Here is a 22,268-nt window from a genome sequence, read left to right as displayed (position 1 = left end):
GCGCCGCGGGCGCCTTTTAGCGTGGGGATCCGGTCAAAGGGCCGGGCACACTGAGGAAGGCCGTCCATGGAGCCAAAGCTTCGCGTCGTCATCCAGCTCGACATCGACCTGCGCCAGATACGGCTGGTGGTGCGGGGCAGAGTCACCGAACAAAACAGCAGGGTCCTGTATGTCCTGGCCCGCCGTGCCAATGCCACGCTCCCCGGGTTGAACGTGGTGCTGGACCTCCATCAGGCCACGAGTACCCCCAAGGCTCTCTCCGAGCTGCGCCGTACGTCCGAAACCGGGGCACTGCCCCTTTTGGGCGGGCGCGGGACAGCGGCTCTTGCCCCGCGGCAGCTGAGCATCCTGGCCCCCGCGGCCTAGCTCCACCTGGTTCGGCGGCCAGGCCGCACTCGGCCTAGCTTTCCGCACCCCCGCCGCTTCCGCCGGCTGATCCCACCAGCGCCTCCATCCGCCGGTTGGGAATCAGCCACAGGGCGGCTGCACCCGCGTAGGCCGCTACCCCTGCGAGGGGATGCACAAACGTCAGGGCGCATCCGGCCACATAGATCAGGGGCGAAATCCTGCCCTTGGTATTCCGTCCCAGGGCAGCTGCCAGCGGACTGTCCGGCCCTTCCCTGCGCAGCAGCGCGTACTGCAGGATGCTGAAGGCCACGGCGGCCAGCAGCAGGTTCAGCCCGTACACCAGGACAGGCACCGGGGCGAACCCGGATTCATCCATCCACCGGGTGAAGAAAGGTATCAGCGAGAGCCAGAACAGCAGGTGCAGGTTTGCCCACAGGATTCCTCCGGTAACGGTGGCGGAGAGCTGCATCAGGTGATGGTGGTTGTTCCAGTAGATCCCCACATAGATGAAGCTGAGCAGGTAGCTGGAGAAGGTGGGGAACACCTCAGCCAGCCCATGCCACGTGGGTTCGGCGGGCACATGGAACTCCAGCACCATGATGGTGATGATGATGGCGAGGACACCATCGCTGAAGGCCTCCAGCCTGCCGGTCCTCACGGCTGGTCGCCGCCCGCCGAAGTCTCCCTCACCCGGGCCAGGCGTGCCACGGCCTCGGTCAGCACCTCCGGTGAGCAGGCAAAGTTCAGCCGGGCAAAGCCCGCCCCCAGCCGGCCGAACTTCAGGCCCGGTTCCAGGGCTACCCGTCCCTGTTCCAGGGCCACTGCGGCGGGATCCGTGCCCCAGCCCAGGCCGCGGAAGTCCAGCCAGGCCAGGTAGCCGGCCGACGGCGGATGGTACGTAACTTCGGGCAGCTCGGCTGCCAGCAGCTCGCCCAGCAGCCGCCGGTTGTCCGTCAGGGAGGCAAGGACGCCCGCCAGCCAGGGCCCGCCGTCGTCGTACGCGGCCACCGCGGCGTGCAGCCCCAGGATGGAGGTCCGCGCGGAGACCTCCGCCGGCATGGAATCCAGCTGCAGGCGGGTGCGGGCGCTGGAGGCAACCATCACCGCGCACTTTGTTCCGGCGATGTTCCATCCCTTGCTGGCGGCCGTGACACAGATGCCGAACTCGCGGGCATTATCCGAGACCGAAAGGTAGGGGGTAAAGGTGTTGGGCGCGTAGGTCAGCGGAGCGTGGATCTCATCGCTGATCACGGCAACCCCGTACCTGGCGGAGAGGTCCGCGAGCGCGCGCAGGGTTTCCGCGGAGTGCACCATGCCCAGCGGGTTGTGCGGATTGCACAGCAGCAGGGCATCGGCACCGCGGGCAAAGGCCCGTTCCACTGCCGGCAGGTCCAGCTGCCAGCCCCTGCCGGTCAGCAGCAGGGGAACCTCAACCACTGAAGCCTCTGCTTCAAGCGGCAATTCGTAGAACGGCGGGTAGACCGGCGGAGTAATGACCACCGAGCCGTCCACGGGCACAGTTTGGCGAAGGCATTCCACGATGGCCACGCTGACGTCGGTGGTGATCCGCACGTCCCCGGGGTCCGGATTCCAGTCCCAGGTCCGTCCGGCATACCGGGTAAAGGCTGCGGCAACTGGATCGGGGCCGGCAACGTAGCCCGTGTCCGAGGCAAGGACCCGGCCAATGATCGCCTGCTGCACGGGTTCGGCCAGCGGATAGTCCATTTCCGCCACGAACAGCGGCAGGACGTCAGCCGGATAGGTCTGCCATTTGTAACTGGTGCGCGCACGCAGCAGGGACAGCGGTTCGGCGGCAATCTTCGTCATGCCGCCCAACCTACAGCTAACGTGTGCGGCGGCAGAACTACTACGCTGGTAAGCATGCCCGATACCTCCCTTGCCCACGTTCTGACCTCCGAAGGCTGGGAGCTGCTGAACTCCCTGGGCCCGTATCTGGAGTCCGAGTCCCTCAAGCTGAACACAGACCTGCGCAAGGCCGGCCACTCCCCCGACGTCGTCGCCGCCGTCCTCACCCAGGCGAAGCTGCGGATGAAGGCGCGGACCAAATTCGGGCCCTTTGCTGAACACATGCTGTTCACGGCACCGGGACTGGAGCAGGCCACCCGCCTGAACGTTGCGGCCCTGCACGCGCAGCGCTATGTCCAGGCCGGACTGGAGAAGGTTGCGGATCTGGGCTGCGGAATCGGTGCCGATTCCCTGGCCCTGGCCACCCTGGACCGGGAGGTCACAGCCGTGGAGCTGGACGAGATCACCGCCGCTGCCGCCACCATCAACCTCATGCCCTGGCCCAACGCATCGGTGGTGCAGGGCGCGGCCGAGGACTTTGACCTGAGCGGGTTCGACGCCGTCTGGCTGGATCCGGCCCGCCGCACCACCTCCACCTCGGGCACCACACGTATTTTTGATCCCGAGGCTTTTTCCCCGCCCCTGTCCTTCGTGGAAGCCCTGGCCGGGCGCGGGCTGCCGGTGGGCGTGAAGATGGGCCCGGGCATCCCGCACGAGGCGCTGCCGAAAGACTGTGAAGTGCAGTGGGTGTCCGTGGACGGCGACGTCACCGAAGCCACCCTGTGGTTCAACGCCCTGCGCCGCGAGGGTGTGCGCCGGGCGGCCCTGGTGATCGGGCCCAACGGTGCGGCCGAGCTGACCTCACCCCTGGACTATGCCCCCGGCAAGGAGGACGTTCCAGTCGGCCCCGTGGATGCCTACCTGTACGAGCCCGACGGCGCGGTGATCCGTGCAGGCCTGGTCGCCGACACCGCGCGTTCCCTCGGCGGGCACCTGCTGGATCCGCACATTGCCTACATCGGGGCTCCCGAACTGCTGGAAACCCCCTTTGCCCGCGCCTACAAGGTGCTGGAAGTCCGGCCGTACAACGTCAAGGCGCTCAAGGCGTGGGTCAAGGCCAACGGGATCGGTGTCCTGGACATCAAAAAGCGCGGCATGTCCGTCACGCCCGAAGAAGTGCGCAAGCAGCTGCTGACCGGCTCCGGGAAGGGCCGCAGCAAGGCAACCCTGATCCTGACCCGTCTGGGTGAGGACCGCGTGGCCATTGTGGTGGAGCCGGTACCCGCCCCTGCCCCGGCTTAGGCGCGGGAGAACTCGCTGGCAGCGCGGACCTGTTCCGGGGTCGGGCGCACACCGGTGTACAGCACAAACTGTTCTTCGGCCTGGATCGCTATCACCTCGGCGCCGGTGATCACGGCTTTTCCGGCGGCCCGGGCTGCGGTGATCAGCGGTGTCTCGGAAGGCAGCGCGACGACGTCGAACACCGTGCGCGCTGCAGCCAGCGTGGTCTCGGAGAAGGCCAGGACATCTTCGTGTTCTCCGGCCATACCCAGCGGCGTGACGTTGATGATCAGGTCCGCGGTGCTTTCACCGGTGTTCGGCCGCCAGTTGAAGTCATAGAGGTCAGCGAGCGCCCGGCCCGTTGCCTCGTTGCGGGCCGCGATGGTGACGTCCGAGAATCCCGCATCCCGAAGCGCCGCTGCCACTGCCTTGGCCATGCCGCCCGACCCCTGGAGCAGCACCGACCAGGAGACCGGGACATGTTGGTCACGGAGCAGCCGGGCGATGGCGAGGTAATCGGTGTTGTAGGCGGTGAGGACGCCGTCGTCGTTCACTATGGTGTTGACCGACCTGATGGCCTGCGCTGAGGGATCCATCCGGTCCACCAGCGCCATAACGTCCTCCTTGTACGGCATGGAGACCGCGCAGCCGCGGATCGGCAGGCCGCGGACGCCCGCTATCGCCTGGGCGAGGTCCGCGGGGGCAAACGCCTTGTAGACAAAGTTCAGGTCCAGCAGGTCATACAGGTAGTTGTGGAAACGCGTTCCGATGTTTGACGGCCTCGCTGCCAGGGAAATGCACAGCGTCATGTCTTTATTCAGGATGGGCATCCTCCCATTATGTCCGGGCACGGTGGCAGCCCGGAATGAAGCGGGCGAGATTAGCCGCGTTCCGGCCGCGGTGTCAAAAGCCGGAATCTGCCGCGAGTCATTCTTTTTCCGGAACCGTTTCCTGCACTAGGTTGCCTGACAAGGATCTGTCACTACACCTCAGCAGGGAGCACCCATGGCGCAGGCCGCAGCAGTTGAGCAGTCCAGGGGAATGCGCAGGGCATTCCGGGTCTTTTCGGCGATTGAAAGAGTCGGCAACCTTCTTCCGCATCCGTTTTGGCTGTTCTGCATTTTGGCCGGCGTGGTCATTGTCCTCAGCGCAGCACTGGAAGCGGCAGGAGTCTCCGCCGTCAGCCCCGGCACCGGCGATGCCGTGACAGTGAAAAGCCTCCTGAGCGCAGCGGGAATTCAGACCATGATCGGTGACGCCGTTGAGAACTTTGCGTCCTTCCCGCCGCTGGCCACTATCCTGACCACGATGCTCGGCATCGCCATTGCCGAGAAGAGCGGGCTGATTGACACGCTCCTGCGCAACACGGTCACTAAGGTGCCCGCCAAGTATGTGACTTTTGCCCTCGCCATGGCTGCCATGCTCGGGCACGTTGCCGGCGATGCCGCCTACGTCACCCTGATTCCGCTCGGTGCCCTGGTGTTCAGGGCCGTCGGCAAAAGCCCCGTCCTGGGAGCGATCGTGGCATTCGTGTCCATCTCCGCCGGATACGATGCTTCCCCGTCCCTGACCACCACTGATGTTCTGCTGTCCTCGATCACCACGGCAGCAGCCGGCACCATTGACTCCGCCGTTGTAGTAACTCCGCTGGCGAACTATTTCTTCAGCTTGGCCTCTTCGGTGCTGATCGCCCTCACCATCACCGTGGTGGTGGAAAAAGTCCTGTCGAAGCGTCCCGATCTGGAAGCAGATGCCAGCGAGGAAGCTGCGGGGTCAATCGGCGATCTGCGCATCTCCACCAGGGAACGGCGGGCGCTGCGCTTTTCGGGCGCTGCTGCCCTTGTGTTCCTTGCCGCGGTTGCCGCAGCACTCGTGCCGGGCAATTCACCGTTCCGCGGCGAAGCCGGAGGGGTCCTGAATTCTCCGGTGATCGGCGGGATGGCCTTCGTCATCGGCCTCTTCTTCGCCCTGGTCGGCGTGGTGTACGGACGATCTGCGGGCACCTTCAGCAAGGGTTCCGACGTCACCGGGGCCATGGTTGAAGGCATCAGGTCGATGGCTCCGATCCTGGTGCTCTTCTTTGCCATCTCGCAGTTCCTGGCCTATTTCAAGTGGACCGGGATGGGCGAGGTCCTTGCCATCAGCGGAGCGCGGACCCTGGACAGCATCAATGCTCCGGGCTGGGCCATCCTTCTGGGCATCGCCGTCCTGATTTCCATCATGAACTTCATCATCACCTCCGGATCTGCCATGTGGTCTTTGGCCGCTCCAATCTTCGTGCCGATGCTGATGCTGCTGGACATTGAACCGGCCACTACGCAGGCGATGTACCGGATCGCCGATTCAGTGACCAACTGCGTCACCCCCATGAGCCCTTACTTTGTGATGGCCCTCGGATTTGTCCAGAAGTACCGCCGCTCGGCAGGCATCGGCACATTGGCCTCCTTCACCATTCCGCTGGCCATGGTCATTTGGGTTGTCTGGATTGCTTTTTTCATGCTCTGGTACGCCCTGGAACTGCCCTTCGGTATCTGACCGGCAGCCCCAACCAACAACCGCAGAAACAATTCACCACAGGAGAACCATGGATACGACAAACACTGAATCCGGAGAGGCCGCAGTGGACCTCGGCAGCAAGGCCCGGGAAGCCGCGGATATGCTCCTTGCGGACATCATTGGCCTGGTGGAGCTGGAGAGTCACAGCAGGGATCTGCCGGCGCTGGAGACCGCCCGCGCTGCAGTCCGGGATCTCGCCGTCAAGCGCCTCGGCGAACCTGACCGCGAAACCCTCGACGGCGACGGCACGTACGGAGAGGTGCTCACCTTGACCTACGAAAGCAGCGGCAGCGGACGTGTCCTGGTCGTGGGCCACTATGACACCGTGTGGCCCGCAGGGACCCTGGCCGGCTGGCAGGGCCCAGCCGGGGGTGACGACGGCGGCGTACTGTCCGGTCCTGGCATCTTTGACATGAAAACCGGACTGGTGCAGGGCATCTGGGCGTTGAAGCTGCTGAGGGACGCGGACATTCCCTGCCCCACTGTCACCTTCCTGTTCAACGGAGACGAGGAAATCGGCTCGGTGTACTCGCGCCCGCTCATCGAGAAGGCAGCCCTGGAAGCGGACGCCGTGCTGGTCCTGGAGGCGAGCGCTGACGGAGCAGTCAAGACCGGACGCAAGGGAGTGGGAATCTTCACCGTTCGCGCCACCGGCGTGGAAGCCCATGCTGGCCTGGATCCAACCGCCGGCGCCAGTGCCATCCACGCACTGGCCGAGTTCGTGGTCCATGCGGTGCAGGTGGCGGACCTGGACCGCGGCACCTCCCTGAATGTGGGATTGATCGAGGGTGGATCCGGCAGCAACGTGGCCGCAGGGTCCGCCACCGCCGTCATAGACATCCGGGTGAGGAACGCAGCTGAAATGAAGCGGGTGGACACAGCACTGGATGCCATTGCCGTGTCCGACGCGCGCGTGGATATCGACGTCGAGCACTTTTGGAACCGTCCGCCCATGGCGCCGCCGGAGATCAACCCGCTGCTGCAGGCAGCGCGGGAGGCAGCCGCCGACGTCGGGCTGCAGTTGCAGGATGTGTCCGTGGGCGGAGCCAGCGATGCCAACTTTGTGGCCGCGCTGGGCGTGCCCGTCCTGTGCGGGTTGGGGGCAGTGGGCGGAGGGGCGCATGCCCGCAGCGAGCACATTCAGGTGAAGGCAGTCCCGGTATGGACCGCGATGACAGCCGGGACCCTGTCCCGGCTGGTGGACGGCATCCCGGTTTCCCGCCGCTAGGATTGAAAGAGGTTCTCACGCGCTTTCATGCGGGACCGAGTTCCTCCAACGGTTACGTATACAGCAGGAGACAGTTTGCACATCGGTTTCGCCCAGTCAGCACAGTCAACCCTCGGCGTTGAATGGGAGCTGGCACTTGTTGACCGGAAAACCGGCGAGCTGATGTCGGTAGCCGATGAGGTCCTGCGCGGTGTCAGCGCCGCCCACCCCGGCATCAGTGAAGGGGACGAGCACCCGCACATCAAACAGGAGCTGCTGGAAAACACCGTTGAGCTGGTGACCGGCATCTGCCACACCGTCAAGGATGCCAAGGCGGACCTGACCCGCTCCCTCGAAGCACTGCGCCGGGTCACCGACCCCATGGGCGTTGAGCTCTTCTGTTCCGGTTCCCATCCGTTCAGTGCCCCGCGCTCGCAGCCGGTCACGGACAAGGAACGCTACGCCAAGCTGATTGACCGCACGCAGTGGTGGGGCCAGCAGATGCTCATCTACGGGGTGCACGTCCACGTGGGCCTGGACAGCCGGGACAAGGTGCTGCCGGTCCTGGACGGGCTGGTGAACTATTTCCCGCACTTCCAGGCCCTGTCCGCTTCCTCTCCGTTCTGGTCCGGCGAGGACACGGGATACGCCTCCCAGCGTGCCCTGATGTTCCAGCAGCTGCCCACAGCTGGCCTGCCCTTCCAGTTTGGTTCCTGGGCCGAGTACGAGTCCTATGTGCAGGACATGTTCACCACCGGGGTCATCGATTCCATCAGTGAAATCCGCTGGGACATCCGCCCGGTCCCGGGCCTTGGCACCATTGAAATGCGCATCTGCGACGGCATGGCCACCATTGAGGACGTGGGCGCCATGGCAGCCCTGACCCAGTGCCTGGTGGACGAGTTCTCCACCATCCTGGAAAACGGCGGAACCATTCCCACCATGCCGCCGTGGCATGTTCAGGAAAACAAGTGGCGCGCCGCCCGTTACGGACTCGACGCCATCATCATCCTTGATGCTGCCGGCAACGAAAAGCTCGTGACAGACCATCTCCTGGAGGACGTCCTCCCCCGCCTGACTCCCGTGGCTGAGAAGCTCGGCTGCTCTGCCGAACTGGCGGACGTAGCCGCAATCATTGAGCGCGGCGCCGGCTACCAGCGCCAGCGGAGGATCGCGGCGGAGAACGACGGCGATTTGCGCGCCGTCGTTCAGGACGGAATCCGGCAGCTGCGCGGCGAGGCCTGAGCAGGACCGGGGCGCGCTAGCCCCGGCGGCCCAGCCTGGCCAGGATACGGGTCTGACGGTCCGCATCCTCCCGAGCGGCCAGCGGGCCCCGGCAGATTCCCTCCGCGTACAGCTGGTCGCCAAAGCCTGCAATGGCGGTTTCCAGATCGTCCATCTCGGCGTCGGAGAACACCCGGTCGGCTCCGGTTCCCGCGAGGGCATCCCAGCCGTGCACCAGCATGTCAAAGCCGTAGAAATCGTTCAGGGTCCTGCCCACCGTTGTTTCTCCGGACCAGCCCTCAAACCGGTGTCCGGCAACATCGGGATCCGAAAGAAGATCCGCCACGTCCTGCCGGTGGGTGCGCCACGCGGCCGCGGGATCACCGGTCTCCGGCGGCGGTCCGAGCCGCATTCCGTGGCCGGCGAAAAACTCGCGCTGGGTATCGATGAGGTGCAGCACCACATCCGCCCGGCTCCAGCCCGAGCAGGCCGACTCGGCCGCCCACTGTTCAGCAGTGAGCTCCCCGACCGACTCGGTCAGGGGAGCACTGGTTTCCAAAAACTTCGTCTTGGCGCCGGGCACCATCGCATCAGGCATGACGTTCCTTCGGTAGGCAATTGCCACAGGTAACGCCAATATAGCTTCGGCCGCCGCCGCACCGAAGAGGCGGCGGCAATATCCGCTCCCTGGGTGCTGCGGGTCAGAGGTGGACGCTGGTGACCGGCATCGACGGATCCGGCGCGAACCCGATTCCGGACGGTTCGGCGCCTGCCATCAACACTTGGGCTCCCAGCGCAGCCACCATGGCCCCGTTGTCGGTGCACAGCGAAATGGGCGGCACCCGCAGGGAAATGCCCTTGGCCTCGCACCGCTGCCGGGTCAGCTCGCGGAGCCGGGAATTGGCCGCCACGCCCCCGCCCAGGAGCAGGTTCGTGATCCCGTGCTCAGTGCAGGCCAGGACCGCCTTTGCAGTAATGACATCCACCACCGCTTCCTGGAAGGACGCAGCGATATCCGCCACCGGCAGTTCCTCGCCGGCGGCTTCGTAGGCTTCCACGCAGCGGGCCACCGCGGTCTTCAGGCCGGAGAAGGACCAGTCGTAGCGGTGCGGGCCGGGCTCCTCCGCGGAGCCCATGTACTTGGCCTGGGTCAGGCCGCGCGGAAAACGGATGGCCTTGGGATTTCCCTGGCGGGCCAGTTTGTCGATGGCCGGCCCACCGGGGTAGCCCAGCCCGAGGATGCGGGCCACCTTGTCGTAGGCTTCACCGGCGGCGTCATCGATGGTGGACCCGAGCAGCTGCACATCGCCGGTCAGTGATTTCACGCTGAGGATTTCGGTGTGGCCGCCGGAAACCAGCAGTGCGCCAAGGTTGTCCGGCAGTTCACCGCCGTCGAGCACGCCCACGCCAACGTGCGCCACCAGGTGATTGATCGCGTACAGCGGCTTGCCGGTGGCAACGGCCAGCGCCTTGGCGGCGCATACGCCCACCATCAGCGCCCCCGCCAGCCCGGGTCCGGAGGTCACGGCAATGGCGTCAATGTCCGCCAGGGTCACCCCCGCCTCGTCCAGGGCCTGCTGCAGCGTGGGCACAAAAGCATCCAGGTGGGCGCGGGAGGCTATCTCAGGGATGACGCCGCCAAAGCGGACGTGCTCATCCATGGAGGAGGACACCGTGTTGGTCAGCAGGGCACTGCCGCGGACAATGCCGACGCCCGTTTCGTCACACGATGATTCGATGCCAAGCACCAGAGGCTCGGTGCGGTTCATTTCCCGTCCTTCATTGTTGCGCGCGGAGACCCGTTCCAGGCGGAAAGGGCCAGCCGCATAATCAGTGCGTCCGTGCCGTCGCGGTAGTAGCGCGGCCGGATGTGGATCTGTTCAAACCCGAACCATCGGTAGAGCCGCTGCGCCCGGGGATTGTCCGCCCGCACTTCCAGCAGCACGTCTTCGGCACCGCGGGACTTGGCTTCGTCAATGAGCGTGGCCAGGAGAGCCGAGCCGATGCCGGCTCCTTCGGCCTCCGGGGCCACGGCAATGGTCTGCACATCAGCGATCGGCAGGACGCACATGAGGCCGGCATAGCCGATCACCGTGCCGTCGGCGTCGCAGGCCACGTAGTAGGAGCGCGTATCGACCTGGCTGAGCTCGTCATGGAACATCTGCAGCGGCCAGGCGTCCACCGGGAACAGTGCCCGCTCCAGGACGTCCACTGCTGCTATGTCATCGGCGGTCATGGCCCGGATTGCCATGCCGGCGGTTCCGGCGCCGCGGCTCACAGGGCGCGCTTCCGCGGTCCGGGCACCTTGGCATCGGACTCGCGCAGGTACAGCGGCGTGGTGTCCAGCAGCGGCAGGCCGCGGACCAGGCGCACGACGGCGGTGCGCCCCAGCGCGGCGGCCGTGGGCTGGGTGCCGGCGAAGTCCGCAACACCGCGCAGCACCTCCGGGTACAGGCCTGCGCCCGCACCGTAGGCCGGCAGGTCCGGGACCTCTGCGGGGTCAGTGACGAACGGTCCGGCCAGGAGCTGCGCTGTTCCTCCGGTGCTGCGGTAATGCGCCCAGTACACTTCCCTGCGCCGGGCGTCGGTGGCGACCACGAATTCGTCGACGCCCAGCCGCCAGGCGTCCAGGGCCGCATCCACGGCGATGGCATCAAGGCTCATCACCCCGTGCACAGGCGTGTTCCAGGCGAAGCCAAGCGTACGGGCGGTGACAATGCCGGAGCGCAGACCGGTGAAGGGCCCGGGTCCCACCCCAACGACGACGGCGTCGATGTCCGCGGCCGTGACGCCGGCGGTTTCCATCAGGTCGGAGATGCCCGGCGCCAGCACTTCGGCGTGGGAACGGGTGTCCTCCGTGGCGAACTCGGCCAGGATCTCCCCTTCCCCGGTCAGCAGTGCCGCACTGGCAATAGCGGAGGTATCAATGGAGAGAATAAGCACGGTGCCTATTTTACGTCTCCTTTGGGTGCCCGCTTTCCGCAGCCGGCCGCGGCCTGCAGGTGCTTAGGAAAGCCGGGTGTCCTTCCACCGCGGTCCGTAGGCGGCGATTCGGATAACGCGTTCTTCGTCGGGATCGTCGTCGTAGTCGAAGCTGAGGCCTGCGGTTCCCTGCACCGGCGCGGAGCCGCCGCCGGTGGGACGGATGATCGTGATGTCGAGCCGGCTGTCGGAGAGGTGCTCCACGAGCCCGCGCCCCCACTCCACGACGGTGACCGAGGTGTCCATCGTGTTTTCCAGGTCGATGTCATCAATCTCACCGCTGGAGCCGAGGCGGTAGGCATCAACATGCACCAGATCCGGGCCCTGGCCGAGGCTGGGATGGATCCGCACCAGCACGAATGTGGGGGAAATAATTCCCGGCCGGACTCCGAGTCCGCGGCCCAGGCCCTGCGTGAACGTGGTTTTGCCGGCGCCCAGTTCACCGGTCAGCAGCAGCAGGTCCCCCGCTGCCAGCCGCCGGCCCAACCTTTCAGCCGCTGCCTGCGTCTGCAGGGCGTCGGTGGTGCGGATTTCTTCTTCCCAGACCGGCGCCGATGCGCCGGTGCTGACTGCTTCGCTCATGCCTGGGCTGCCTCGGAGTCGATGTAGGTCCGCTGAACGCGGGAGCTGATGCGGGTAATGATCTCGTAGTTGATGCTGCCGCTGGCTTCGGCCCATTCATCCACCGAGGGCAGGCCGACTCCGCCGAACAGCACGGCTTCGCGGCCCACCAGATCCTTGCCGGTTCCTGCGATCCCGGTGGTCTGCAGGTCAATGACCATCTGGTCCATGGCAACGCGGCCCACCACCGGATAGACGTTTCCGTCCACCCAGACCGGACCGCCGGTGCCCACCCGCGGAACGCCGTCGGCGTAGCCCAGCGGCACCAGGGCAAGGGTGGTGGGCTCGGTGGTGGAGTAGCGCAGCCCGTAGGAAACCCCCTGGCCGGCGGGAACTTCTTTGCAGTTGGCAATGGTGGTCTTCAGCGTCATGGCAGGGCGCAGGCCCAACTCATCCGGCGTCTGGCCGGGAAAGGGTGAGAGGCCGTAAAGTCCCAGGCCCACGCGCACCATGTCAAAGTGTGAATCCGGACGGGACAGCGCCGCCGGGGTATTGGCGATATGCCGGACTTCGTGGTCCACTCCGGCGTCTTCGGCGACGGCGACGGCGGTGCGGAACCGTTCCAGCTGCTCGTCGGTTTCCGGACGGTCCGGTTCATCGGCCACGGAGAAGTGCGAGAAGATGCCCACCACGCGCAGGAGCCCCTCCTCCTGATAGGCCAGGGCCCGGCCCACAAGGGCCTCCCACTTGTCCGGCGGACAGCCGTTGCGGCCCAGGCCGGTGTCGATCTTCAGGTGCACGCGTGCCGGGATCTGCAGTTTCCGGGCGGCGGCCACCACGGATTCCAGTTCCCATCCGGAAATGCCGAGGTCAACGTTGGCGGCTACGGCTTCAGTAAAGGGGCTGTCCACGGTATGCAGCCAAGCCAGGACCGGCGCAGTCATTCCGGCGCTTCGCAGCGCCAGGGCTTCGGTGATGTGGGCGACGCCGAGCCAGGAGGCTCCGGCTTCCAGAGCGGTGCGTGCCACCTGCTCGGCACCGTGGCCGTAGGCATCGGCCTTGACGATTGCCATCACCCGGGCCGGGCTTACTAGCCGAACGAGGTGACGGACGTTGTGCCGCACGGCTGCTAGGTCAATGAGGGCCTGGCGTTCGACGGCGGGAGCATCTTGTTGGTCATTCACTCGACCATTATTTCATTCCCGGCGGGGGCTCCCCTGCACAGGAGAACCCTGTGCAGGGGAAACCACGCGAAAACCCGCCGGCTGCACCACCAGGAGGAGGTTGCAGCCGCACGGTTTAGGCTTCCAGTGCGGCGGCCCACAAATTGATGTCGGAATCCACGGCATGCTTGTCGATGGTTTCCAGTTCCTCGGCCGTGAAGTCGAGGTTGTTCACCGCCGCCAGGCTGTCCTCCAGCTGCTTCACGCTCGAGGCACCCACCAGCGCGGAGGTGATCGCTCCGCCGCCGGCCTGCGGGCGCAGCACCCAGGCGATGGCCATCTGGGCCAGCGTCTGGCCACGGGATTCGGCCAGGTCATTGAGTGCCCGCACCCGCCGGAGGTTGTCTTCGGAGAGCTGGGACTGATCCAGCGACTTGCCGGCAGCAGCCCGCGAGTCGTCAGGCACCCCGTTGAGGTACTTGTTGGTGAGCAGCCCCTGGGCCAGCGGCGAGAACGCGATTGAACCGGCCCCTGCCGTTTCCAGTGCGGCAAACAGGTTCGGATCTCCGTGCTCCACCCAGCGGTTCAGCATGGAATAGGAGGGCTGGTGGATCAGCAGCGGCGTTCCCATGTCCTGCAGGATCCGTGCAGCTTCTATCGTCTTCTCCGGAGAGTAGGAGGAGATGCCGGCGTAGAGGGCACGGCCGGAGCGTACGGCCGTGTCCAAGGCGCCCATGGTCTCTTCCAGCGGGGTTTCCGGATCGGGCCGGTGGCTGTAGAAGATGTCCACGTAATCAAGGCCCATGCGCTCCAGCGATTGGTCCAGGCTGGCGAGCAGGTACTTGCGGGATCCCCAGTTGCCGTAGGGCCCCGGCCACATGTCATAACCGGCCTTGGAGGAGATGACGAGCTCATCCCGGTAGGGCCGGAAATCGTCCTTGAAGTGGCGGCCGAAGTTTGTCTCAGCAGCACCGTAGGGCGGGCCGTAATTGTTGGCCAGGTCGAAATGGGTCACGCCCAGGTCGAAGGCCCTGCGGAGGATCTCGCGCTGGGTTTCAAACTTCTTGTCGTCACCAAAGTTGTGCCACAGTCCGAGGGACACGGCGGGAAGATGCAGCCCGCTGCGGCCGACCCGTCGGTAGGGCATGGAATCGTAGCGGTTATCCGCGGCAATGTATGTCATGGATTACATCCTGCCATTCGTTGCCGCGAGGACTGCAGCGCCGTAGCCGGGGAGCTGCAGGGCATCCCCGTACAGCTCGGCGGGTTCGGTCTGGAGCAGCACCGTGGACTCGGAGAAGGGAACCGGGACCTCGCGGGGAGCATCGGAGAAATTGAGTGCGACGGCGGTTTCCCCGCGCTGCAGCACCAGCCAGCGGCCCACCTCGTCATACTCCACTTCCACGCTGCCGAGGTCCGGATTCGTCAGGTCCGGCCGGTCCCGCCGGAGGGTCAGCAGCTGACGGTACAGGTCATGCAGCTTCGCGTGGTCGCCCTGGTCCGCTTCCGACCAGTCCAGCTTGGAATTGCTGAAGGTGGAAGGGTCCTGGGGGTTGGGTACGGTGTCCGGATCCCAGCCCATCCGCTCGAATTCCAGCAGACGTCCCTCCGCGGTTGCCTTGCCCAGCTCGGGCTCGGGGTGCGACGTGAAGAACTGCCATGGTGTGGAGGCACCGAATTCCTCGCCCATGAAGAGCATGGGCGTAAACGGGGACGTCAGGTTCAGCACGGACGCGAGGGCCAGCTGCGGGTAGCTCAGGCTTGCACTGAGCCGGTCCCCTGCCGCGCGGTTGCCGATCTGGTCATGGTTCTGGGTTGCCACTACCAGCTGCCGGCTCGACACGGTGTCCTTATCCAGGGGCCTTCCATGGCAGCGGCCCCGGAAGGAGGAAAACGTTCCGTTGTGGAAGAACCCCTCGGTCAGCACCTTGGCGAGGGCACCCATGGAATCGAAGTCCTCGTAATAGCCCCCGTTTTCACCGGTGAGGTTGGTGTGCGCGGCGTGGTGGAAGTCGTCGGACCACTGGCCGTCCAACCCGTAGCCGCCGGCGTCGCGGGGCGTAATGAGGCGGGGGTCGTTGAGGTCGGATTCAGCAATCAGGAACAGGGGCTTGCCCAGTTCCAGTGCGCACTTTTCCGTCTCAACAGCGATCTCCTCCAGGATGTGGACGGCCCGCTCGTCATGCAGGGCGTGCACGGCATCCAGGCGCAGTCCGTCCACGTGGTAGTCGCGGAACCACATCAGGACGTTGTCCACAATGTACTGGCGGACGGTGTCGGACAGCGGACCGTCCAGGTTCAGCGAATCTCCCCAGGTATTGGACTTGCCCTCGGTGAGGTACGGGCCGAACATCGGCAGGTAGTTCCCGCTGGGGCCAAGGTGGTTGTACACCACGTCCTGGATGACGCCCAGGCCGGCCTGGTGCGCGGCGTCAACAAAGCGCTGGTACGCCTCGGGGCCGCCGTACGTCTCCTGGACGGCGTACCAGAGCACGCCGTCGTAACCCCAGTTGTGGGTTCCGTTGAAGGCGTTGACAGGCAGCAGCTCCACGTAGCGCACGCCGAGGTCCACCAGGTAATCCAGCTTGCCAATGGCAGCATCCAGCGTCCCTTCGGGGGTGAACGTGCCGATGTGCATCTCGTAGATTGCTTCGCCGTCGAGTCCCGGAGACACCCAGCCCGCGTCATTCCAGCGGTACTGGTCGGGATCAAAGGTGCGCGAGAGGCCGTGGACACCGTCCGGCTGGCGCCGGGACCGGGGGTCCGGGACCGGCGTCTGCGCGTCGTCAATGAGGTAGCCGTAGTCAACATCTTCGGTCAGCTCAGCGTGCTGGACATGCCACCAGCCGTTGTCACCGCGGCTCATCGACAGCTTCCGGCCGTCAGCCACCAGGGTCATTGTGCTGGCCTTGGGAGCCCACACATCAAAATTGGTCCTCATTCCCCGTCCTCCCGAACCAGCAGTGCCACCGGATAAATGCCAAACAGATCCGCAGCCGCCAGCCGGCCGCTGCTTTGATGGGTCCTGTCCGTGAGCACGTCACGGTAGGTGCCGCTTTCCAGTACGACGGCGGTGTCCTGCCAGCCGCCGCCCTGCTCCAGGTTCAGCGGAAGACGGGTTACCAGGGCAATCGCACCGCCGCGGTCAAACCCGAACAGGTGCTGCGCGGCGGGGCCTTCAACGGATACCGGAACATAGGAGCTGAACAGTTCCGGGCGTTCCCGCTTGAGCTGCAGGGCCCGAGTAGTAAGAAGCAGCTTTGCCGCTGCGTCCTCATCCGCTGCGGGGGCGGAGCCGCCGGTAAACGACGCCGCCACCTGTCGGCGGCGGTCAAAGTCGACCTCGCGCCGATTGTCCGGATCCACCAGGGAGCGGTCCCAGAACTCCGTGCCCTGGTACACGTCCGGCACGCCGGGCATGGTCAGCTGCAGGAGCTTGGCGGAAAGGGAGTTCGAGTACCCTGCGCTGCGGATCCGCTCCACCAGGGAGACCACCAGCGCGTTCACCTCAGGGTTGTCGAAAGCGGCGTCGACGGCGGCATGCATGCGGTCCTCGAACTCGGAGTTGGGCGCCGTCCACGTGGTGCTGGCCCCCGCCTCCCGCGAAGCCTTCTCGGCGTAGGCATGGGCGCGGTCACGGCTGAGCGGCCACGCGCCAACAATGGCCTGCCACAACAGGTTGGCCATGGCCCCGTCACCCATGGGTGCCAGCTCCTCCAGGGCAGTGAAGGTTTTCGCCCATTCGCCGGGGACTTCCGCGAGCACCGAAATCCGTGCCCGGGTATCTTCGCTCCGCTTGGTGTCATGGGTGGTCAGCGCCGTCATGGCGGCCGGCTGCTCCAGCTGCCGGCGCAGCAGCCGCGCGTGCAGCTCAGCCGGTTCCACAGCGAAATGAGCCGGATCCGCACCCACTTCGTTCAGCGACGTGAGGCGGGAATACCGGTAAAAGGCGGTGTCCTCCACCCCCTTGGCCATGACCATCCCGGAGGTCTGCTGGAAACGCGCAGCCAGTTCGCCCAGGGCCTTCAGCGATACGGGTTCCGTGCTGCCGGCCTCCAGCGGGTTCAGCAGCCCGTGCAAAACCCGCAGCGCAGCAGCCAGGTCCGGACGGCGGACCGTAGCCGCAATGACAGCGTCCGTCAGATACTGCTCCCCCACGGGCAGGTAGCTGCGGTAGACCGGGAAGCAGGCCAGCAGTTCAGCAATGGCGTCCGCGGCTGTCCCGGCATCCAGGCCCGAGTCCGCCGGCAGCAGGCGCACCAGGCGCTGGACTTCCGAGTTCAGCAGGTGGTCTGCGATGCCACGCTTTGTGCCGTGAATCATGTCGGTGTACGGCTCGGTGGGTACCAGTGCGGTGAGCTGTTCCTCACCGGAAGGGTCAACGAACAACCGGTCAACGTCAGCCAGGGCGTCATAGCCCGTGGTGCCTTCCGTTTCCCACTCCGCGGGCAGCTTTTCCCCCGGTTCCAGGATCTTTTCGACCAAGATGTAGGAATCGTTGGCGAGTTCGCGCAGCCGGGACAGGTAGGCCTTGGGGTCAGCCAGTCCGTCCGGATGGTCAATCCGGAGCCCGTCGACCAGGCCCTCGTCGAACCAGCGCTTCACTTCGGCGTGGGCTTCATCGAAGACCCAGGGCTCTTCCACCCGGATGCCGGCCAGGGTGTTGACCCCGAAGAACCGGCGGTAGTTCAGCTCATTGTCCGCGCGGCGCCAGTTGACCAGTTCATAGTGCTGGCGGGCATGGACATCCCGGGGCGAGTCCCCCTCGGATGCCGTGCCCGGTGCCACCGGGTACCTGTTGTCGTAATAGTGCAGCTCACCGTCCACCAGCTTCAGGGCGGACAGTTCGTCGTCGCCGTCGCCCAGGACGGGCAGGCGCAGCTTTCCGGCTGCGGCGTCCCAGTCGATGTCGAAGGCTTCTGCGTAGCGGGAGCCGCGGCCCTGTTCCAGGACGGACCACCACCATGCGTTGGCAGCAGGAGTGGCAACACCCATGTGGTTGGGAACAATGTCCACCAGCACACCCATGCCCGCCGCATGGGCGGCGTCGGAGAGGGCTTTGAGCCCCTCGGCGCCGCCCCGGGCGGGGTCGACCGAAGAGGGGTCCACCACGTCATAGCCGTGGTCGGACCCTTCTTCGGCAGTCAGGATCGGCGAGAGGTAGACCCAGTCCACCCCAAGGTCCGCGAGGTACGGCACCAGCTCTGCGGCGTCGAACAGCGTGAACGAGGGACGGATCTGAAGCCGGTACGTGGACAGCGGGGTCCTCATACGGCAGCCTCACCGCTGTGCTGCTTGGAACCGGCCAGCGCCGCCAGGGAAGCCGCAACCGAGTGGTCGTGCTCCTCTTCCTCTTCGTGCGCCCGCAGGACCACCATGGACTTGGCAGCGATGGTTATTTTCGCTTCTGCGGGAATGGAGCCCGAGTCGGCAAACTCGCCCGCAGTGTCAATGACTTCGTCCCACATGGGGGCATATTCCCTCGGCGGAAGGGTTACCTTCACCGCTTCCTCGTGGGCGTTGAAGTACAGCAGGAAGTTCAGGTCCGTGATCCGCTCTCCGCGGGCGTCACGGCCGGAGATGCCCTGCCCGTTGAGGAAGACCCCCAGGGAGCGGGACACCGGGGTGTCCCAGTCGTCCTGGGTCATCGGGTTTCCGTCTTCGCTGAGCCAAACAATGTCCGGCAGCGCCTCGCCCTCGCCGCGACGAACCGGACGGCCGTCGAAGAACCGGCGGCGGCGGAAGGTGGGATGTTCGGCGCGCAGCGTGTTGACCGCAGCGGTGAACTCCATCAGCGGGGCGTCCATGCTCTCCCAGTTGATCCAGCTCAGCTCGGAGTCCTGCGCGTACGTGTTGTTGTTGCCCTGCTGGGTGCGGCCCAGCTCGTCACCGTGGGCGATCATGGGAACGCCCTGGGACAGGAGCAGGGTGGCCAGGAAGTTGCGCTGCTGCCGGGCACGCAGGGACAGGACCTCCGGATCATCGGTGGGCCCTTCCACGCCTGAGTTCCAGGACCGGTTGTGGGACTCGCCGTCGTTGTTGTCCTCGCCGTTGGCCTCGTTGTGCTTTTCGTTGTAGGACACCAGGTCATACAGTGTGAAGCCGTCGTGGGCGGTGACAAAGTTGATGGAGGCAACCGGACGGCGGGCCGAGGACTCATAGAGATCAGCGGAGCCGGTGATGCGGGAGGCGAACTCACCCAGGGTGGACGGCTCTCCGCGCCAGAAGTCGCGGACCGTGTCGCGGTACTTGCCGTTCCATTCGGTCCACTGGGGCGGGAAGTTGCCCACCTGGTAGCCGCCGGGGCCAACATCCCACGGCTCGGCGATCAGCTTGACCTGGGAAACTACCGGGTCCTGCTGCACGAGTTCGAAGAAGGCTGACAGGCGGTCGACGTCGTAGAACTCACGGGCCAGCGTGGAGGCAAGGTCAAAGCGGAAGCCGTCCACGTGCATTTCCGTCACCCAGTAACGCAGCGAATCCATCAGCAGCTGCAGGGAGTGCGGGTTGCCCACGTTCAGTGAGTTGCCCGTGCCGGTGTAGTCCATGTAGTACTGCTTGTCATCCTCCACCAGCCGGTAGTAGGACGCGTTGTCGATTCCGCGGAAGGAGAGCGTGGGGCCCATGTGGTTACCCTCGGCCGTGTGGTTGTAGACCACATCGAGGATCACTTCGATCCCGGCCAGGTGCAGTGCGCGCACCATGGCCTTGAATTCCTGCACCTGCTGGCCCTTGTCGCCGGTGGCACTGTAGGCGTTGTGCGGGGCAAAGAAGCCAATGGTGTTGTAGCCCCAGTAGTTGGACAGGCCCTTCTCCTGAAGGGTGGAGTCATTCACGAACTGGTGCACCGGCATCAGTTCGATGGCGGTGATGCCCAGCTTCTGCAGATGCGCAATAACCGACGGGTGCGCCACGCCGGCGTAGGTGCCGCGCTGTTCCTCGGGAACGTCGGGGTGCAGCTGGGTCAGGCCCTTGACGTGCGCCTCGTAAATCACCGACTGGTGGTACGGGACCTTGGGCTTGCGGTCGCCGTCCCAGTCGAAGAACGGGTTGATCACCACGCCCATCATCATGTGCGGGGCGGAATCCTCGTCATTGCGGGAATGCTCGTCACCGAAGTTGTAGCCGAACAGCGACTGGTCCCAGTCAATCTCGCCGGCAACAGCCTTGGCGTAGGGATCCAGCAGCAGCTTGTTCGGATTGCAGCGGTTGCCGTTCGCGGGATCGTTCGGTCCGTCCACGCGGAAGCCATACTTCTGCCCCGGCTGAACCTGCGGCAGGTAGCAGTGCCAAACGTAACCGTCGACCTCGGTCAGCTTGACCTGCTCCTCGTTGCCGTCCTCGTCGAACAGGCAAAGTGTGACGGAGTCCGCAACTTCGCTGTACAGCGCAAAGTTGGTGCCGTTTCCGTCGTACGTAGCGCCCAGCGGATAGGCTTCTCCCGGCCAAACTTCCATGTAGAGCTCCTGACTAGTTCCAGATGACAACACAAAAATAGTATGTCTACTTATGTTTTTACCCCAGTTGGGGCCAAGCATTAAACGAGTGGAATTACTACTCCATATTTAACCCTTGCCGGAGCGGTGCTTTCCCGGCTGTTTCATGCCGCCCCGAGCCGTCAGCAGCTCTGCGATCACGGCGCGCACGGAGGCCGGCAAGGCCGACGGCGAGACCGGGCCCGCCTGCGCAGCCAGACTGCCCGCGCGGCCGTGGATACTTGCGGCAGCGGCGGCGAAAGCGGCGTAATGCCCGGGCGGCGGCGGAGTCCCAGCGTCCCGGCTGTCCCGGTCCGTAGCCAGCAGGGCACCCAGGATTCCCGAAAGTGTGTCCCCTGATCCAGCGGCGGCGAGCCACGGGGTGGCGTCAGCCTGGCTGTAGGTTTCCCCGGTGGGAGCAGCGGTGATGGTGGCCCACCCCTTGAGCAGCACGGTGGCGCCGGTGAGTTCGGCAGCCTGCCGGGCGTACCGCAGCGGGTCACCTTCGATCAGGTCACGGCTGACAGTATCGCTGAGCCTGCTCAGGAGTGCCGCGAGCTCTCCGGCGTGCGGAGTCAGGATTACCTGCGGGCCGAGTCCGCGCTCCACACTGCTGATGGCATCTGCGTCAATCACCGCGGGAAGCCCGGAGGCCATGGCATCCACGGCCCGGCGGCGCTGTTCCTCATCCGTTCCCGCCCCGGGACCGGCCAGCCAGGCCTGCACGTGGGCGGGCGGAACCGTTCCGCTGCTGCAGACCACCTCCGGATGGGCAGCGTTGATCAGCCGGCACACCGATTCCGGGCCCAGGTAGCGGACCATGCCGACGCCGGTGGCCAGGGCCGCTCCGGTCGCCAGGACCGCGGCTCCCGGGTAGGTCGCGGACCCGGCCGCAATGCCCAGCACGCCGCGGGTGTACTTGTGGTCGTTCTTGCGGGGAACGGGCAGCAGCTGTGCAACGTCCGCTGTCTCGAGCCGTTGCACCCGCGGCCCCGGCGGCGTTCCCAGGCCGATGTCAACCGGCTCAATCCGGCCGGCGGCCACCGCCCCCGGTCCGGCCATCAGGCCGGTCTTGAGCGCACCGAAGGTAACCGTAACGTCCGCGGTGAAGTGTTCGCCGTCCGCTTGCCCGGTGTCCGCGTCCACGCCGCTTGGCAGGTCGCAGGCGATCATGAGGGGGCCGCGGCCGGTGGGGGCGGTGCGTCCATTCAGCTCCTGCGCGAGGCGTGCCGCAGGTCCCCGCAGCCCGCCCCTGCCGCCGGTTCCAAGAACGCCGTCGATCACCACGTCGGAATCGGCGCAGGTCCGGACAGCCTCCTCCGCTGCTGAAGCAAGGGGGATAACTCTCCCGCCCTGCGCCCGAAAGGCGGCCAGGGCCTGGGGATGGGCGGAGTCAGCGGTGAGGACCGCCGTCGCCGCGGCGCCCCGGCCGGCCAGGCGTGCCCCTGCGTAGAGAGCGTCGCCGCCGTTGTTGCCGGCACCGGCAAGCACGGTGACCCGGCTGCCGTACAGCGAGCCGCGCCGGCGAAGCAGCTCCCGTGCGCAGACCGCGTACAGCCCGTACGCGGCCCGCTGCATCAGTTCCGGACCGTCCCCGGCCTCGAGCAACGGTTTTTCGGCGGCCCGCACAGCGGTGCCCGAGTAGGCGCTGATCATGCCTACAGA

19 protein-coding genes are annotated in these 22,268 nt (G+C 65.7%); 5 read left to right on the top strand and 14 right to left on the bottom strand.

Translation table 11 applies throughout. The annotated features are described in order from the left end of the window. Positions 1 to 66: 66 nt before the first annotated feature. Positions 67 to 366, top strand: coding sequence for a hypothetical protein (locus ACIQXM_RS10760; RefSeq protein WP_400931252.1), 300 nt, complete (start codon positions 67 to 69; stop codon positions 364 to 366). Positions 367 to 400: 34 nt separating this feature from the next. On the opposite strand, the gene ACIQXM_RS10755 is transcribed toward ACIQXM_RS10760, so the two are convergent. Next, positions 401 to 1,006 (bottom strand): TMEM175 family protein, encoded by a 606-nt coding sequence (locus ACIQXM_RS10755; RefSeq protein ID WP_400931250.1) that lies wholly within the window; start codon positions 1,004 to 1,006, stop codon positions 401 to 403. Further along, positions 1,003 to 2,175 carry a MalY/PatB family protein gene (locus ACIQXM_RS10750; RefSeq protein WP_400931248.1) on the bottom strand — a complete coding sequence of 391 codons (1,173 nt, stop codon included), beginning with the start codon at positions 2,173 to 2,175 and terminating at the stop codon, positions 1,003 to 1,005. The genes ACIQXM_RS10755 and ACIQXM_RS10750 overlap by 4 nt, the downstream gene beginning before the upstream one ends. Before the next feature lie 54 nt (positions 2,176 to 2,229). On the opposite strand from ACIQXM_RS10750, the gene ACIQXM_RS10745 reads away from it, so the two are divergent. Next, positions 2,230 to 3,456 (top strand): SAM-dependent methyltransferase, encoded by a 1,227-nt coding sequence (locus ACIQXM_RS10745; protein ID WP_400931246.1) that lies wholly within the window; start codon positions 2,230 to 2,232, stop codon positions 3,454 to 3,456. On the opposite strand, the gene ACIQXM_RS10740 is transcribed toward ACIQXM_RS10745, so the two are convergent. Next, a complete protein-coding gene (locus ACIQXM_RS10740; protein ID WP_400931244.1) occupies positions 3,453 to 4,265 on the bottom strand; it encodes a shikimate 5-dehydrogenase in 813 nt (270 codons plus the stop codon). The two genes, ACIQXM_RS10745 and ACIQXM_RS10740, sit on opposite strands and share 4 nt — an antisense overlap. A gap of 175 nt (positions 4,266 to 4,440) precedes the next feature. On the opposite strand from ACIQXM_RS10740, the gene ACIQXM_RS10735 reads away from it, so the two are divergent. The 3 genes from ACIQXM_RS10735 to ACIQXM_RS10725 all read left to right on the top strand — a co-directional run bounded on the left by ACIQXM_RS10735 (position 4,441) and on the right by ACIQXM_RS10725 (position 8,443). Continuing rightward, complete coding sequence (locus tag ACIQXM_RS10735; RefSeq protein ID WP_400931242.1) at positions 4,441 to 5,970, top strand: AbgT family transporter; 1,530 nt, start codon at positions 4,441 to 4,443, stop codon at positions 5,968 to 5,970. A 49-nt stretch (positions 5,971 to 6,019) separates the two neighbouring features. Next, positions 6,020 to 7,219 (top strand): M20/M25/M40 family metallo-hydrolase, encoded by a 1,200-nt coding sequence (locus ACIQXM_RS10730; protein WP_400931240.1) that lies wholly within the window; start codon positions 6,020 to 6,022, stop codon positions 7,217 to 7,219. Between the two features lie 75 nt (positions 7,220 to 7,294). Then, positions 7,295 to 8,443: a glutamate--cysteine ligase gene (locus ACIQXM_RS10725; RefSeq protein ID WP_400931238.1), complete on the top strand. Its 1,149-nt coding sequence runs from the start codon at positions 7,295 to 7,297 to the stop codon at positions 8,441 to 8,443. A gap of 16 nt (positions 8,444 to 8,459) precedes the next feature. On the opposite strand, the gene ACIQXM_RS10720 is transcribed toward ACIQXM_RS10725, so the two are convergent. From ACIQXM_RS10720 to ACIQXM_RS10670, 11 genes are all read right to left on the bottom strand, one after another. Next, on the bottom strand, positions 8,460 to 9,020 hold the full coding sequence (locus ACIQXM_RS10720; protein ID WP_400931236.1) for a maleylpyruvate isomerase N-terminal domain-containing protein: 561 nt from the start codon (positions 9,018 to 9,020) through the stop codon (positions 8,460 to 8,462). A 103-nt stretch (positions 9,021 to 9,123) separates the two neighbouring features. Next, on the bottom strand, positions 9,124 to 10,191 hold the full coding sequence (gene tsaD / locus ACIQXM_RS10715) for a tRNA (adenosine(37)-N6)-threonylcarbamoyltransferase complex transferase subunit TsaD (RefSeq protein WP_400931234.1): 1,068 nt from the start codon (positions 10,189 to 10,191) through the stop codon (positions 9,124 to 9,126). After that, complete coding sequence (gene rimI / locus ACIQXM_RS10710) at positions 10,188 to 10,673, bottom strand: ribosomal protein S18-alanine N-acetyltransferase (protein ID WP_400931892.1); 486 nt, start codon at positions 10,671 to 10,673, stop codon at positions 10,188 to 10,190. Before rimI ends, tsaD begins: the two co-directional genes overlap by 4 nt. Positions 10,674 to 10,696: 23 nt before the next feature. Then, positions 10,697 to 11,365, bottom strand: a complete 669-nt coding sequence (tsaB, locus tag ACIQXM_RS10705; protein WP_400931232.1) for a tRNA (adenosine(37)-N6)-threonylcarbamoyltransferase complex dimerization subunit type 1 TsaB — start codon at positions 11,363 to 11,365, stop codon at positions 10,697 to 10,699. Between the two features lie 63 nt (positions 11,366 to 11,428). After that, positions 11,429 to 11,986, bottom strand: coding sequence for a tRNA (adenosine(37)-N6)-threonylcarbamoyltransferase complex ATPase subunit type 1 TsaE (gene tsaE, locus ACIQXM_RS10700; protein ID WP_400931230.1), 558 nt, complete (start codon positions 11,984 to 11,986; stop codon positions 11,429 to 11,431). Further along, the gene (alr, locus tag ACIQXM_RS10695; RefSeq protein WP_400931228.1) at positions 11,983 to 13,149 is read right to left on the bottom strand and encodes an alanine racemase; all 1,167 of its coding nucleotides are present in this window, start codon (positions 13,147 to 13,149) and stop codon (positions 11,983 to 11,985) included. The genes tsaE and alr overlap by 4 nt, the downstream gene beginning before the upstream one ends. Positions 13,150 to 13,264: 115 nt before the next feature. Continuing rightward, positions 13,265 to 14,311, bottom strand: coding sequence for an L-glyceraldehyde 3-phosphate reductase (gene mgrA / locus ACIQXM_RS10690; RefSeq protein ID WP_400931226.1), 1,047 nt, complete (start codon positions 14,309 to 14,311; stop codon positions 13,265 to 13,267). A 3-nt stretch (positions 14,312 to 14,314) separates the two neighbouring features. Then, positions 14,315 to 16,069, bottom strand: a complete 1,755-nt coding sequence (treZ, locus tag ACIQXM_RS10685; protein ID WP_400931224.1) for a malto-oligosyltrehalose trehalohydrolase — start codon at positions 16,067 to 16,069, stop codon at positions 14,315 to 14,317. After that, the gene (treY, locus tag ACIQXM_RS10680) at positions 16,066 to 18,399 is read right to left on the bottom strand and encodes a malto-oligosyltrehalose synthase (protein WP_400931222.1); all 2,334 of its coding nucleotides are present in this window, start codon (positions 18,397 to 18,399) and stop codon (positions 16,066 to 16,068) included. Before treY ends, treZ begins: the two co-directional genes overlap by 4 nt. Continuing rightward, positions 18,396 to 20,585 (bottom strand): glycogen debranching protein GlgX, encoded by a 2,190-nt coding sequence (glgX, locus tag ACIQXM_RS10675; protein ID WP_400931220.1) that lies wholly within the window; start codon positions 20,583 to 20,585, stop codon positions 18,396 to 18,398. Before glgX ends, treY begins: the two co-directional genes overlap by 4 nt. A gap of 108 nt (positions 20,586 to 20,693) precedes the next feature. After that, the gene (locus ACIQXM_RS10670) at positions 20,694 to 22,259 is read right to left on the bottom strand and encodes an NAD(P)H-hydrate dehydratase (protein ID WP_400931218.1); all 1,566 of its coding nucleotides are present in this window, start codon (positions 22,257 to 22,259) and stop codon (positions 20,694 to 20,696) included. Positions 22,260 to 22,268 lie beyond the last annotated feature (9 nt).

It is taken from the genome of Arthrobacter sp. NPDC097144 (assembly GCF_044762205.1).
Classification (GTDB): domain Bacteria; phylum Actinomycetota; class Actinomycetes; order Actinomycetales; family Micrococcaceae; genus Arthrobacter_B.
The sequence above is the reverse complement of the archived record's forward strand: the minus strand, read 5'-3'. Positions and strand labels throughout refer to the sequence as shown.

Bases quoted from the DNA above. Each gene is read 5' to 3' on its own strand.
- ACIQXM_RS10760 (WP_400931252.1), top strand. From the start codon at position 67: ATGGAGCCAAAGCTTCGCGTCGTCATCCAGCTCGACATCGACCTGCGC.
- ACIQXM_RS10750 (WP_400931248.1), bottom strand. From the start codon at position 2,175: ATGACGAAGATTGCCGCCGAACCGCTGTCCCTGCTGCGTGCGCGCACC.
- ACIQXM_RS10745 (WP_400931246.1), top strand. From the start codon at position 2,230: ATGCCCGATACCTCCCTTGCCCACGTTCTGACCTCCGAAGGCTGGGAG.
- ACIQXM_RS10740 (WP_400931244.1), bottom strand. From the start codon at position 4,265: ATGCCCATCCTGAATAAAGACATGACGCTGTGCATTTCCCTGGCAGCG.
- ACIQXM_RS10735 (WP_400931242.1), top strand. From the start codon at position 4,441: ATGGCGCAGGCCGCAGCAGTTGAGCAGTCCAGGGGAATGCGCAGGGCA.
- ACIQXM_RS10730 (WP_400931240.1), top strand. From the start codon at position 6,020: ATGGATACGACAAACACTGAATCCGGAGAGGCCGCAGTGGACCTCGGC.
- ACIQXM_RS10720 (WP_400931236.1), bottom strand. From the start codon at position 9,020: ATGCCTGATGCGATGGTGCCCGGCGCCAAGACGAAGTTTTTGGAAACC.
- tsaD (WP_400931234.1), bottom strand. From the start codon at position 10,191: ATGAACCGCACCGAGCCTCTGGTGCTTGGCATCGAATCATCGTGTGAC.
- rimI (WP_400931892.1), bottom strand. From the start codon at position 10,673: ATGGCAATCCGGGCCATGACCGCCGATGACATAGCAGCAGTGGACGTC.
- tsaE (WP_400931230.1), bottom strand. From the start codon at position 11,986: ATGAGCGAAGCAGTCAGCACCGGCGCATCGGCGCCGGTCTGGGAAGAA.
- mgrA (WP_400931226.1), bottom strand. From the start codon at position 14,311: ATGACATACATTGCCGCGGATAACCGCTACGATTCCATGCCCTACCGA.
- treZ (WP_400931224.1), bottom strand. From the start codon at position 16,069: ATGAGGACCAATTTTGATGTGTGGGCTCCCAAGGCCAGCACAATGACC.
- treY (WP_400931222.1), bottom strand. From the start codon at position 18,399: ATGAGGACCCCGCTGTCCACGTACCGGCTTCAGATCCGTCCCTCGTTC.
- glgX (WP_400931220.1), bottom strand. From the start codon at position 20,585: ATGGAAGTTTGGCCGGGAGAAGCCTATCCGCTGGGCGCTACGTACGAC.
- ACIQXM_RS10670 (WP_400931218.1), bottom strand. From the start codon at position 22,259: ATGATCAGCGCCTACTCGGGCACCGCTGTGCGGGCCGCCGAAAAACCG.